This is a genomic window from Halomonas sp. GT, from assembly GCF_002082565.1.
Classification (GTDB): domain Bacteria; phylum Pseudomonadota; class Gammaproteobacteria; order Pseudomonadales; family Halomonadaceae; genus Vreelandella.
On sequence record NZ_CP020562.1, the window covers coordinates 1,575,943 to 1,588,920 of the forward strand.

Annotated in this window: 16 protein-coding genes; 8 read left to right on the top strand and 8 right to left on the bottom strand. The window is 49.4% G+C overall.

Annotated features, from left to right (window positions below; genetic code table 11):
• Positions 1–42 precede the first annotated feature (42 nt).
• The 4 genes from B6A39_RS07330 to B6A39_RS07345 are packed head-to-tail and all read right to left on the bottom strand — an operon-like array spanning position 43 to position 2,969.
• On the bottom strand, positions 43–501 hold the full coding sequence (locus tag B6A39_RS07330; protein WP_083003266.1) for a carboxymuconolactone decarboxylase family protein: 459 nt from the start codon (positions 499–501) through the stop codon (positions 43–45).
• A gap of 52 nt (positions 502–553) precedes the next feature.
• Positions 554–1,357 (bottom strand): helix-turn-helix domain-containing protein, encoded by an 804-nt coding sequence (locus B6A39_RS07335; RefSeq protein WP_083003269.1) that lies wholly within the window; start codon positions 1,355–1,357, stop codon positions 554–556.
• 45 nt (positions 1,358–1,402) lie between these two features.
• Complete coding sequence (locus B6A39_RS07340) at positions 1,403–2,410, bottom strand: GlxA family transcriptional regulator (protein ID WP_083003272.1); 1,008 nt, start codon at positions 2,408–2,410, stop codon at positions 1,403–1,405.
• Positions 2,403–2,969 (bottom strand): isochorismatase family protein, encoded by a 567-nt coding sequence (locus B6A39_RS07345; RefSeq protein WP_083003276.1) that lies wholly within the window; start codon positions 2,967–2,969, stop codon positions 2,403–2,405. The genes B6A39_RS07340 and B6A39_RS07345 overlap by 8 nt, the downstream gene beginning before the upstream one ends.
• A 342-nt stretch (positions 2,970–3,311) precedes the next feature.
• On the opposite strand from B6A39_RS07345, the gene B6A39_RS07350 reads away from it, so the two are divergent.
• Positions 3,312–3,734, top strand: a complete 423-nt coding sequence (locus B6A39_RS07350; RefSeq protein WP_083003280.1) for a Replicative DNA helicase — start codon at positions 3,312–3,314, stop codon at positions 3,732–3,734.
• 10 nt (positions 3,735–3,744) lie between these two features.
• Positions 3,745–4,230 (top strand): DUF1456 family protein, encoded by a 486-nt coding sequence (locus B6A39_RS07355; RefSeq protein WP_083003283.1) that lies wholly within the window; start codon positions 3,745–3,747, stop codon positions 4,228–4,230.
• A gap of 78 nt (positions 4,231–4,308) precedes the next feature.
• Here B6A39_RS07355 and B6A39_RS07360 read toward each other — a convergent pair whose 3' ends face one another.
• Both B6A39_RS07360 and B6A39_RS07365 read right to left on the bottom strand, forming a co-directional pair.
• Positions 4,309–5,052, bottom strand: a complete 744-nt coding sequence (locus B6A39_RS07360; RefSeq protein ID WP_083007870.1) for a class I SAM-dependent DNA methyltransferase — start codon at positions 5,050–5,052, stop codon at positions 4,309–4,311.
• Between the two features lie 141 nt (positions 5,053–5,193).
• Entirely contained in the window at positions 5,194–6,042 is an 849-nt protein-coding gene (locus B6A39_RS07365; protein ID WP_083003287.1) for a FadR/GntR family transcriptional regulator, read from the bottom strand.
• Between the two features lie 178 nt (positions 6,043–6,220).
• Between B6A39_RS07365 and B6A39_RS07370 the strand changes: the two genes are divergently transcribed.
• The 5 genes from B6A39_RS07370 (at position 6,221) to B6A39_RS07390 (ending at position 10,814) form a co-directional block, all read left to right on the top strand.
• Entirely contained in the window at positions 6,221–6,886 is a 666-nt protein-coding gene (locus B6A39_RS07370) for a DUF1028 domain-containing protein (protein WP_083003290.1), read from the top strand.
• A 215-nt stretch (positions 6,887–7,101) separates the two neighbouring features.
• On the top strand, positions 7,102–8,355 hold the full coding sequence (locus B6A39_RS07375) for an allantoate amidohydrolase (protein ID WP_083003293.1): 1,254 nt from the start codon (positions 7,102–7,104) through the stop codon (positions 8,353–8,355).
• 71 nt (positions 8,356–8,426) lie between these two features.
• On the top strand, positions 8,427–9,836 hold the full coding sequence (locus tag B6A39_RS07380) for a YfcC family protein (protein WP_232222324.1): 1,410 nt from the start codon (positions 8,427–8,429) through the stop codon (positions 9,834–9,836).
• 176 nt (positions 9,837–10,012) lie between these two features.
• Positions 10,013–10,420, top strand: coding sequence for a DUF4019 domain-containing protein (locus tag B6A39_RS07385; protein WP_083003296.1), 408 nt, complete (start codon positions 10,013–10,015; stop codon positions 10,418–10,420).
• A 76-nt stretch (positions 10,421–10,496) separates the two neighbouring features.
• On the top strand, positions 10,497–10,814 hold the full coding sequence (locus B6A39_RS07390; RefSeq protein ID WP_083007871.1) for an antibiotic biosynthesis monooxygenase family protein: 318 nt from the start codon (positions 10,497–10,499) through the stop codon (positions 10,812–10,814).
• Positions 10,815–11,088: 274 nt separating this feature from the next.
• On the opposite strand, the gene B6A39_RS07395 is transcribed toward B6A39_RS07390, so the two are convergent.
• Positions 11,089–11,700: a LysE family translocator gene (locus B6A39_RS07395; protein WP_083003299.1), complete on the bottom strand. Its 612-nt coding sequence runs from the start codon at positions 11,698–11,700 to the stop codon at positions 11,089–11,091.
• 142 nt (positions 11,701–11,842) lie between these two features.
• On the opposite strand from B6A39_RS07395, the gene B6A39_RS07400 reads away from it, so the two are divergent.
• Positions 11,843–12,328 carry an Lrp/AsnC family transcriptional regulator gene (locus B6A39_RS07400; RefSeq protein WP_083003303.1) on the top strand — a complete coding sequence of 162 codons (486 nt, stop codon included), beginning with the start codon at positions 11,843–11,845 and terminating at the stop codon, positions 12,326–12,328.
• Between the two features lie 40 nt (positions 12,329–12,368).
• Here B6A39_RS07400 and B6A39_RS07405 read toward each other — a convergent pair whose 3' ends face one another.
• On the bottom strand, positions 12,369–12,974 hold the full coding sequence (locus B6A39_RS07405) for a YqaA family protein (protein WP_083003306.1): 606 nt from the start codon (positions 12,972–12,974) through the stop codon (positions 12,369–12,371).
• Positions 12,975–12,978: the final 4 nt, after the last annotated feature.

Consider the following 12,978-nt stretch of genomic DNA (forward strand, 5'->3'; position numbering starts at 1 on the left):
ATTTACTCATCTAAAATTTTAGTTTTAAGTGCCTAAGATGGATTAGGTACGGATTTCCGGTGCAAACTGAAAGCCCACCGATATCCGATTCCAGCTGTTGATTTGAACAATAATGGCAGTTAGGTCAATTAGCCCCTGCTCACCAAAGGCAGTTAATGCGTTTTGATAAGTGTCGTCGCTGATAGAGGGCTGTTGGCTGATGAGTGTGAGTGCTTCGGCCCAGGCGAGTGCGGCGCGCTCTTGTGTGCTAAAGCAAGATGCTTCTCGCCAGGCAGGTAATACGTCTAGGCGAACCTGATGCTCACCATCGTCTCTGGCTTCTTGGGAATGCATATGCTGGCAAAAGCAGCAGTGGTTAATTTGCGAAATGCGCAGGTTGATTAAGTGGATTATCGTGCGATTAACCGTTGAATCTACAGCAACATTGCCCAGTGCCGTCAGGTGTTTCGCTAGGCGTGGGACAAGGCGATACACTGACTGCTGAGATAGACGAGTAGACATGTGAGCGACCTCGGTGAGTAAGTTGAGAGCTCAGCTTAACGTCGAGGTTTTTTTACGCCTTGTAAATTTGCGACAGTTTTCGCTTGCGATAGGTGGCGGGTGTTTCATAGGCGAGTGATTGAAAGGCGTGAGTGAAGTGAGCCTGGTCATAGTAGCCGCATTGTAGCGCTATTTCCGCTAGGGGCAGCGCGGTTTCAAGCAGTCTGTGACGGGCACGGTCTAGTCGGGCATAGGCGACTAATTGGCCTGGCGTAACGCCCACCTCGCGTTTTAATTTGCGTTCCAGGGTTCGCCTAGTCACCCCTAATGTGGCACCTAACTGTTGAGGGGGAAGCTGTAGTTTTCCAATGGCTTGAACCATCGTGGGGGTACGACTATTGATCAGTGGCTGGCTCTTTAGTCGGTGTAACAACCATGTTTCTAGCAGGCGTAAACCCTGTTGTGCATCCAGATGGTAGAGTTGCTCTACCACGGGCATTAACCCTTGCAACCCGTGTGTTCCAAGCTCGTCATCTAGGCGCTGAGGTTTATCTGTGAATGCTTCGGGTAGCAAGCCCAACAGGCAGTGAACGCCTGCTGCTTTAAAGCGAATCCCCAGGCAGGGAGTGTAGGCGTCGAGTGTTTCTATTAATGTGCGCCTGTTAAAACAGAGCGTGATGATGGGGTGAGAACTAGCAAGCTTGATATTGAGACTAGCGCCGGCATCGGGATAGAATTTTTCGGTTCTGGGTTCAGTAACATCCCCTGAGCCACCCATTGACCAAAAGCACTGTACCCACGGGGCTAAACGCTTATCAGGTAGGCGATGCCGAAAATTGAGATAGTTAGCGTTGCTTGGCAGGATAAGATCGGTCATGGGGGCAACCTGCGATATGTTTTCCTAATGGTAGCTCGTATTGTCTCAATCCAGCAGCTTTTGAGAACTGGCCCGGCGCCATACACTCGGTGGCACTTTCTCGTGGCGAGCCCAGATACGCCTTAGTTGCCGTTCATCACCGAAGCCGGATGCTTCGGCAACCCTTGCTAGGGTCCATGTCGTCTCGGTCATTAATGTTTTAGCGCGTTGCAAGCGCAACCCCATAATGTATTCGCCTACCAGCATACCGGTGAGACTTTTGAACTGGCGCCGAAAATGGCGCTCACTCATGGCTGCTTGAGTCGCTAATGTTTCAATACGCCAGGTTTGCGAGGGGGCGGCACATATTGCATCTTGAACGCGATGCAGCCGTTCATCCACATGATTGCGGCCCTCAAGCCAGGCTCCCAACTGGGGTTCCTGTCCACTGCGGCGAAGATATAGCACCATTTCTCGCGCCACCGCTAGCGCCAATGAATGACCGCAAGCACGGGTGAGCCAGTACAGCATGGTATCTATACCGGTTGAAATCCCAGCGCTGGTTAAATAGCGGCCATCTTCAATAAAAATACAATCGCTTTGCACCTTAGCCTTTGGCGCTTTGGCCTGTAACTGTTCGATTAACGTGTGATGCGTGGTGCAACGTCGCCCTTCCAGCAAGCCTGCATCAGCCAGTAACAATGTGCCAGAGCAAACAGTCATCAGTGTGTCCGCATAGCATGCGTTTGCCTTGAGCCAACTAACACACTCTTGCTGCGCCAATGGCTCCACGCTATTGCGATACTGTCCTGGAATTAGCAGTAAGTGTTGAGGGGGAAGCTGTTCCGGTAACGGGTCAATGCCGCTAAGCGTCAGCGGGCCTAACCATGGCATAGCGGCGTTGGGGCCGACATAGCAAATCTCAACATCTATTGAAAGCCGGTCGGCACACTGCAGTACTTGTAGAGGCCCGACCAAGTCAAGCGGCACTTGGCCAGGCATCATCAATACCGCAATCCGCAGGGTGTTGGCTCTTTGGGAGAGCGGTTGGCTATTCTGTTGCTCTTCATTCACGCGTGTTTTGCCACTGATTGATCAAGTCTTGAGTATTGATAATACGCGCAAAACGGTCTTCAAGTACCAGTTCGGTACGTGCCTTAATATCATCCGCTGACCATGTAATGCCGTTACGCGTCATAGGAAACGTTAGTGTTGCATCGCTGACAAAATCAACGCTAAAGCCTAAATCTGACGCTACGCGGGTGGTTGTCTCGCAGCACTGTTCTGTGCGAATACCACTAATCGCAAGTTGATTAATACCGCGTTCACGTAACCAATTTTCAAGCTCCGTATCGCTGAATGCATTATGAACACGCTTATGGAATGTCACCGCCGCTTCATCGTCAAAACCATCAAGCGGGCGAATGAGGCCATTAGCGGGGTCAAAAGCGCCTTGGCTACCGGGTGCTTCATGAAAAATGCGCACAACAGGTATGTTATTTGCCTGCGCCGCGTCTAGCACTGCTCGTTGCTTGGGGCGCCATGCTTGCGCCAGAGATTCTACCCAATAATCGCGGGCAGGGAAGGAGGCTTGAACGTCAATTAATAGCAGAGCGGTTTTAGACTGGGTCATGGCTAATCTCATCGTGTTGAAGTGAGGCTACAGATTAGCTATTCCCATTTCAGCCAACGATACCTTGTGCGGTCTAAAAGCGGTCAATTTCGGCCAAGTATAGGCTGGTGGCGGGAAGTGTCGGCAAGAAGTGAAAAGCCACCTTGCTGATATCGAAAGCTGTAAAATGATCACCCGATGGTGCGCTATCAAAGGCTATAATGGTGTGATTATGGTGGAAAACCGCTACCGTGACTTTTATCTATCGGGCTGGCTTTTATAGTCTTTTATAAAATTACGTCGATAAGTCGGCCTGTTGGGTAATTTTTGTTGTTTGTTTTAATGAAAGGAAGGTGGTTGGTAATGATTAACACCAAAATATATAAAGCGGTTTATGAACTCGCGGAACGGCTAATGAAAGCCGCGGCTAAAGATGACAGAGAGGCGTTTGCTCCGCTCTATGCCGAGTTGCAGGCGATTTGTACCGATAACGAGAATACTGATAAAGACCACCCAGAGCAGTGGGAAACCTTGGCTGACTTTACCGAAGAGCTAGAGGATGCGCTGCCGATTTACCAAAAGGCGCTTGAGAAAGCTATTGCTAAGCACTCGAAAGACCACATGGCCTCTATTGGTTTTTCCATGGCAACGTTGCAAGTACAGTTAGGTCAGACGGATGACGCCATCGAAAGATTGCAACATGCGAAAGCCAGCGCTGATGGCATTGAAGATGACGAGCTGAAAGCAGAAATCGACCAGTTGCTTGAAACGCTAACGACCCACTAGGAACCCTATTTTGACGAATAATGATATTTTTCGCCGCATTCGCTACACCTTTGATTTAAAAGACAGCACCATCGTAGATATCTTCTCACTGGCTGACGTCAGCGTGAGCCAAGCGCAGGTCACTGCTTGGCTGAAAAAGGACGAAGATGATGCTTTTGTCACGATGAAAAACAGAGAGCTGGCGGCGTTTCTGAATGGTTTTATCAGCTTTAAACGTGGAAAGCGTGAAGGCCCGCAGCCTGCGCCTGAAGCGCAATTAAACAATAATATGGTTTTCCAAAAGCTGCGAATTGCGCTGAATCTGAAAGCAGACGATATCTTAGCAGTGTTTGAACTGGTGGGCTTACCGCTAAGCCATCATGAGCTAAGCGCTTTCTTCCGTAAGCCAAGTCATAAGAATTACCGTGAGTGTAAAGATCAAATGCTGCGTAATTTCTTGCTCGGTATTCAACGCCAGTTACGGCCTGGCTCGAACGACGCAGGTTCTGAGTCTTAAGTTCAGCGCGTTACACCTCGCTTTATGTCACACGGTAGCGGCAAGAGGGGCAACATAAGCCTCTCTGCCTTATCGACGCTAACGCTTAACACAGACGAAAATCGCATTGCCCGAAAGGTTATCCCAAGGGGTGATGGTCTGGTAGTTGTGCTCAAATACATGCACCTCAAAATAAGGCGCCAGTAGGTCGGTTAACTCCATAAAGCTGACCGCTACCATGGGGTGCTCATCGTTCCATATCTGGGTGGCGTCTGCGTTGGTTTTTTCAATACTTAGTCTAAGCGATTGCTTTTCGCCGTGTCCGTCGTAGTGCCAACCCGAGCGAAACGTAAAGATATTGTCTTCTTGTCTGGCACTGTGTTTAACAAATAAATCGTTATTGATTTTGTTTTTATCCACCACGTTAAAATAGAAAACGCCGTCCTGTTTTAGCGCGCGATGGGCACTGGAAATACATCCTTTTAGCTTTTCAATCCCATCGTTGTAGTGGATCGAGTACAAAAAACAGGTGATTAAATCGAGGGGTTCGCTGGCTTCGAATGCACTCATGTCTTGCAGCGAAAAGAGTGCTTCTGGGCAGCGTGTGGCGGCGATATCCAGCATGGGTTGGTTAATATCAAGACCGCTGCTGAGATAACCAAAATCAATAAAGTGGCGAATATGAGGGCCTGTGCCACAGGCTAAATCAAGGTGCGTATGCCCGCCGTTGCCGAAGATCTGATGGAGCCGATGAATGGCGTTGCTTTGCGCTTTATAGTCAATATCGACGCACATCAAATCATAGTAGCCAGATAGGTCGGTATAGAGTGCGTTGGCGGACAAGTTGGCGGACATAGTAGCCTAATGGTGGGCGCTGAAGTATTGGGTGGCGCATAGTAAACGAGCGGGGAAGGTTTTAGAAGCGAGGGTAAGGCCTCACCCGCTCATTTTCATAAAGCGGGAGGTTTCGCGGGGAAATTGTGCCTATTTAGTTTGGTTGCTTTTTTCCGCTAACCCTTTGGCTTGCGCATACCCTGTTAGCGCCAGATAGTCACGATTGCTATCAATGTCACTGTCTGTACCTGCTTTAAAGAAGGTTTTTTCAAGCATCGCTTCTCTGGCCTCCATGAGGGTTTGAGCTGTCTGCATATGTTCGCTGACAATCTGGCAGCCGCGCTGAATGTCTCCTTGACGCAATGCCTCTAATAATTGACGTTGATAATCATAGCCTTGACGGCGTAACTCAGGGTTGGGCTGTTCGTAGATTCGCTGGCAGACTGTCATGTTCATCAACAGACGTACTGGAAATCGGCACATCAAGGCCAGCAGAGGGTTAGGGCAATAATCAATCAGGACTAAATGAAACTCCAACTCCTTAAATCGCTGCTCGCGCTCTTCTTCTAACGATGCTGGCGGGTGGTCATAAAAGGTCATTACTGACGCTAGTCGATCAAAGGCATCCGTATCGAGGACGCCCTCAAGACTCTTTACCAGGGCTGGCCAGAGGGCTTTACGTGCTTCATAGATGTCGTGAATCGTGGGCGAGTGAAAGAAAAAATAGTTACCCAGCAAGGTCATCGCTCGATCATCGCTTACTTCACTGATAAAGGCTCCACCACCTGGGCCTGTTCGCGTTTGAACCAGCCCCTGGGCTTCAAGCCCCTTGAGAGCTTCACGCACCGTGCCTTTGGATGCATCTAGTGCCTGGATCAGTTCTTGTTCCTGTGGCAGTCGATCACCGGGCTTTAAATGGTGTTGCGCAATATATTCCTTAATTGCCTCACTGATTACGTCACTACGCTTAGGTTTAGCAGGTTGGCGTGCTTGCTTCATGATTGTCTCAGCTTACATTGGAAGAGGCATTTTTAATAAGAATCATCCCCTTGCAGTGACGTGATGTCTAGCAAATGTCGGCTTATGATTAAACGCGCGAAGCCGATTGAAGCTAGTGGGAGCTAATTTATAGTGATAAATTTTAAACCTCTTCAATCTGATAAGCGAGCAATACATCATGACCTACAGTTTAATAGCACTTGATAAGCAATCAGGCACTTTCGGCGTTGCATGTGCTACCGGCGGGCCTGCACTGGGTGGTTTTGTTCCCCATATGCTACCGGGTATTGGTGCCGCTATTACCCAGGGCTTTAGCACCAATGTATTCAGTGCAGAGCAAGGACTGTATCGCTTAGCCAACGGGGAAAAGGTGGCGGATATTATCAGCAGCCTGCAACAACAGGACAACGGTGCTGCGTGGCGACAGGTTGCTTTGATGGATCAGCGTGGCGTTGCCGCAGGCTGGACAGGCCATGAAAACGTTCCGGTTGCTGAGATGCGAATTAGCGATGGTTTGCTGATTGCAGGCAATATGCTGGCCAATCGTGACGTTATACCCGCCATGGAGGCAGCCTACCTTGATACTCGCCAGCGTAAAGATATGGCCAGCGCTTTGATAGCCGCGCTGAGTGCTGCTCAGCAGCAGGGTGGGGATCATCGTGGCACGCTCTCAGCGGCTCTGAAAGTACGCGCCCCAGGCGGCTTGCCCTACGATTTGAGAATCGATTATGCCCCTAACGCGATTACTGCACTGAGCGAACTTCACCTACGTATTGAGCAGGATGGTGATTTTCAGTCATTTCTTGCTCGTCTTCCTACAGCTGACAATCCGCATCGTTATTAATTATCACAATGTTGGTTAGACATAGGTCTTAAAACCGATAATCCCCCGAAAATTTAACCTTTTATTCTGGCTGAGTTTTTTGTTTTCCCAGTCGAAATGTCTTCTTGTCCGCTTCCTCAAGGGTTTGACAGTTTGTTCGATGCTCTCATAAGCTATTTATCATGATAAATAGCCGTTTTGTGCAGCTCACCAAACAATAACCTCTTGAGGCAACCATGACGCTTTCTTTAACCCAGGCCGGAGAACAGGCGTGGAAGTGGCTGGAAGATGCCGCTAAGTTTAGTGAAACCGACAATATTGAACGCGACGGCGTTACCCGTCGCTGCGCCACCCCTGAACACCGCGCTGTGCTGAATGAACTTGCAACGTGGATGAAAAGCGTGGGTATGTCTGTGCGCATGGATAATGCCGCAAACCTGATCGGTCGTTATGCCAGTCCACAGGCCGGTGCCCGTTCGCTGCTACTCGGGTCGCACCAGGACACCGTTCCTAATGGCGGCAAGTACGATGGCATGATGGGCGTTATTCTGCCTCTTGCCTTGGTGAGCTACTTGCATGAAAACGCGATTGAAATGCCCTTTCACATTGATGTGGTGGCGTTTAGCGACGAGGAAGGGACACGCTTCAGTTCTACCTTGCTTGGCTCTAAAGTGCTGGCGGGCACGTTTGAACCAGGGATGCTTGAAGCCCGCGATGATCAGGGCATAACACTTGGGCAAGCGCTGGCTGACTTTGGTTGTAACACCCAGCATATCGACGCCGATCGATACTTATCGAAAGACGTAATCGCTTTTATCGAAACACATATCGAGCAGGGCCCTCAGCTTGAGCAGGATGATGTCGCGGTGGGTGTAGTAAGTGCAATTACCGGGATCGAGCGCCACGAGATAACCATCAATGGCATGGCAGGACATGCTGGAACTGTTCCCATGCATATGCGGCAGGATGCGCTGGTGGGAGCTGCCCATGTCATCCAATTGGTCGATCAGTTATGCAAAAGCACTAATGAACTCGTTGGTGTCGTGGGCAAGATTGAGAACGCGCCTAATGGCGTCAATGTCATCCCTCAAACCACGACCTTGAGCATTGAGCTGCGCTCGCCGGATGATGCAATTCGCCGTCAAGCAAGAACTCAATTGTTAAGCCAAATTGACGCGTCTATGCAAGCCTTGAACCTTGGCTTTAAGCATCGTCACACCTATGAACAATCGGCTGTTCAATGCGCCAAGCACCTTATCGATACCATGCAGAGCGCGCTTAAGGATGCTCGGATTGAGCCACGGGTGCTATTCAGCGGCGCAGGCCACGATGGGTTAGCCATGGCCGACCTGTGTGACATCGGCATGCTGTTTGTTCGTTGTCGCGGCGGTATCAGCCACCACCCCAGCGAAGCTATCAAGCCTGAGGATCTCGGCGTTGCCATTGAGGTTCTCTTAAACACCTGCCAGCGACTCGCACAAAAGCAATAGCTGTCTTCATTGTATTAAGACATTTGTCCAACTAGCTCAACATAAAGCCACAAAAATCATAAGGGTTGATTATGAGCCAACAACAGCAAGTTTCAGACACAAAAGCCCCTGCATCAGGTAAATGGTACAAGCAGATACCGGACCCGATGGTGCTAATTTTTTTCATTCTGGTCGCCGCCTACCTAATGACGTTTATTGTGCCCGCAGGGGAGTTTGAACGTCAGACTGTCGATGGTCGTACGACGGTCATTCCTGAGTCTTTCATGTACTTGTCAGATGTTGCGAATCTGCACTTTTTCAAGATTTTCGTCGCCATACCGGAAGGTCTGATTAACGCATCGCAATTTCTGTTTATCGTGTTTATTGCTGGTGGTCTGTTTCATATTCTACAGCGGACAGGTGCACTGGAGAACGCCATTGGTGTCGCCGTTCATCGAGTGGGTGCTGAAAACAGCATTAAAAGTCGCAACCTGATCATTGCTGCGGGCACCTTTATCTATGGCTTCTTTGGCGTTGCTGTCGGCTTTGAGAATAATATCGCGCTCGTGCCCATTGGCGTGCTGATAGCTTCTGCCATTGGCTGCTCTCGATTAGTCGGCGTTGTGATGGCCGTAGGAGGTATCGGTATCGGATTCGCTTTATCCCCGATCAATCCATATACCGTTGGCGTTGCTCAAGGTATCGGTGAATTACCCACCTTTTCAGGCTGGTGGTTACGTACATTGATGGTTGTTGCGTGTCTGGCTACCTTGGCGCTTTTTATCTGCCGTTACGTTGTCAAAATGGACTACCACGATGACAGCCCGGCTGAGCTAACCAAGCGTCTCGAAGATTATACCTTGAGCCGCCAAAACATCATTACATTAGCTATTTTTATTTCTGGCCTGATTATCATGCTGATTGGTGTGTTCACCCGCGGTTGGTACATCAATGAAATTGCAGCCATGTTCTTGCTGATGGCGATTGTTATTGGGCTCTCTAACGGCCTGGGTGCTAATGCGCTGGTAAGACAAATGATGGAAGGAGCCTCATCCGTAACAGCCGGTGCCTTAGTCATTGGCGTTGCTGCTTCTATTCAGGTCATCCTTCAAGATGCACAGATTATTGACACTATTGTTAATTCCCTCAGCTCTCTGGTAGGTGATATGCCCACCGCTGTGGCGGCTGTCGCTTCAAGTGTTATTCAAGGCGTGATCAACCTGTTTATTCCGGGGGGATCAGGACAAGCATTAGTGACCATGCCGATTTTGATTCCTTTAGCAGATTTAATAGGCATGAGCCGTCAATTGATGATCACGTCATTCCAGGTGGGAGATGGTTTGACTAACCTGATTGTTCCAACGTCTGGTGGCACTCTTGCGATGCTAGCGCTAGGGCGGGTTTCTTACGCGCAGTGGCTACGCGTTATTACCCCTTTATTAGTACTAGTTTACGTTATGTGCTGGGCAGCGCTGGTATTAGGCTATTACGTGGGTTATTAAGTGCTGTAGTTTAGCGGTTAACTAACGGCCGACGAAGCAATGATGGGGGCGAAAATCCAGAAGGGTTTTCGCCCCATTTGTTTGACGGTTATGTAGGTTGGCCCTAAAGAAATCTCCCCATTATCCGATAATTACGTAAGAGGTATGAAAATACCAAACCGCCACAAGAGTCAGCCATGCCAAAATCAGTCGCTTTTTTTCTCGTTGCCATACTGCTTAGTCTAGTTCCCTATGCTCAGGCCTCTGCTCAGACGGCAGAAGCAGCGGCGCTCGCATGGTTGGAGTCAATTGACAGTGGTGAGGTTGAGCAAGCCTGGGAGACCTCATCGTCGCTACTAAAAACGCCGCTATCGCCCAACATGCTTAGACGTATCATTGAATTAGCGCGTCATGAGTTTGGCGCGGTTGAATCACGTCGGAAAGTGCAAGTCTCTCACTACCAATCTATGCCGGGTGCACCAGATGGTGACTACATGGTTTTTATCTTTCATACCCGGTTTGAAAATAAAGCGAGAGGAATAGAGACCGTAACACCTCATCTGGAAAATGGAGAGTGGCGAGTCAGTGGTTATTATGTGCAATAGTACTGTAATAAATCTTTGTAATAGGTTTGTGTAAATGACTGATGCCGTAACCAATACGAATCAAGGTAGTGATGCTATGCCTAGTATTGCTAATACGCCCGAGCCTCCTTACTACGCGGTTATTTTTACTTCCCTGCGCACTAATATTGATAATGGCTACGATGAAATGGCTGCTCGCATGGTCGAGCTTGCGGCTCAGCAGCGGGGATTTTTAGGGGTTGAATCCGCTCGTAACGAAGTGGGCGTTACTGTTTCATACTGGACTGATTTGGCCTCGATAAAAGCGTGGAAAGCGCACGCAGAGCATCAGGAAGCTCAGCGACTAGGTCATCAGCAGTGGTACCAACATTTTAAGACACGGATTGCTAAAGTCGAACGAGATTGTGGTGTTTAAAATATTAACGTAGCCTAGGTGTTATGCCTAGGCTACGTTTTTTGGTTAATAAGTGCCTGACGGTGACTCCACCCCAGCCCTCGTCATTCCTGCAGGCCCTGCCACGTCGTCATTCCCGATTACCCCACTCGGGAATGACGGTGTGGTGACTCGGGAGTGACGTGCGGTGCTCGCTTTGGGAGGTGGCCGCTTTGTTATATGGGGCTAGGGGAGAGTGCCAGTCAGCCTTAACTGACTGGCATTACAGCCTAGGCAGGCTTTATGCTGATTAAATTTAAGATGCTAACCTCAAGGCAAAGCCAATAATCAGTGTTCCAAATACCCAGCGTTGTAATGTTTGCCTTTTTTGATGGCTAGCAAACCAGCGCTGCATCTGCGCTCCTAAGCAGGCATATAGCGCATCGTACAAAAGCCCTACGCCCACTAGCACAGCCCCCAGTAAAGTAAATTGGAGCGCAACATCACCTTGTTGGGTGAGAACGAACTGGGGTAATAACACCGAACAAAACAGCAGCGATTTTGGGTTCAGCAAGTTCGTTAAAAGACCCCGTCTCCAAGCTAGGTAGTAGCTGCCGGTGAGTGATGCTTGCGGGTGGTTAGTATCGGTGCGCCGTTTGGTACGAATTAGCTGTACGCCCACCCAAATCAAGTAGGCAGCGCCGAGATAACGAACAGCATCAAAAAGCCACGGGGCGGCGACAAATAGGGTGGCTAGGCCCAAACCAGCTAACGCCACATGCAGCCCTCGCGCGATAGCTAACCCTAACGCTGTGGCTAGCCCATGTCCGCGGCCCAGCGTACTACTGGTATGCAGCACCAACAGCATATCAGGACCTGGAATCAGGTAAACAATGGCTAATGCGCTAATAAAAAGACCGATTTCCATGGCCGTTCCCTCAAGATTACACGTAGTGACTTCATAAGGAGCATGGTACCGTTAAAGTGATGAGTGAATTCTTGCCATTTACGCTCAATAATCACCAAATATTGGTATGTTGTGCTAGCTAGGAATAGGGAAATACTTACTTATGCCAATTGATCAGTTAGATACAACCGACCGACGCATTCTTGTGTTGCTACAGGGGGATGCTCGCTTAACCAATGTGGAGCTTGCGGAGAAAGTAAATTTGTCGCCGTCTCCCTGTTTACGCCGAGTGAGACGCTTGGAAGCCAGTGGCATTATTCGTGGCTACCACGCGGAGCTTGATCGTCGAAGCGTCGGGCTGGAGTTAACGGTGTTTGTGGGCATTAAGGTAGAACGCCACCATGAAGAGCAAGCTAATGCCTTCCGAGAAGCAGTGGTTAAACTGCCGGAAGTGGTCACTGCGCATTTGGTGTCTGGTGAATCGGATTTTCTGCTACAGGTGGTAGTGCCTAGCTTGGCTGCGTACGAGGCGTTTTTAACGGGGACGTTGCTGCGCTTACCAGGAGTGAGCGATATTCGCAGCAACTTTGCTATTCAGCCGGTGAAAGAGTACGGCACATTACCACTTGATAATAGCAATAAGGCCTAGTCGGGCAGTTGAGAGATGAAGAAGGCCTACGGTTTAGCGATTAACGCGACATTACTAACCCAGCCAGCGACTGTAATCCGACGACCACCACCAGAACCACCATACCTAGCGCGATGCTGGTTTTAAGCGCGTGACGCTTCCACATAAGTTCCACGCGGTTGCCAAAGCGGTGTACCAGCCAAGCAAGGCCGAAATAGCGAAGCCCGCGGGCTAACAGGGCAGCTAGCACAAATAACATAATCGGATAGCCGGAAAGCCCGGCGGTAATCATCGCCACCTGAAAGGGAATCGGCAGTATGCCAATGGCTAAAATTGCGGCAAAACCGTACTGCTCAAAGAAGGTTTGGAAAGATTGATAGCTTTGCTCAATACCCATGAATTCGATAAACCACATACCGATGGATTGATACAGCACCATGCCGACGGCATAGCCCACAATGGAAGCTATCAGGCAGCCGAGAGTCGTCGCGGTGGCAATTGCCCAAATGCGCTGCTTGTTAATCGCCATGAGCGGGATCAATACCAGCTCAATGGGAATAGGCAAAATAATGGTTTCTAAAAAAGACAGGGTGCCGAGTAACCACAGCATGTTTTTCGAGCCATTAATACGCTCAAACCACTGTTTAGTCCGTGTTGTTGAAAGCATTTTA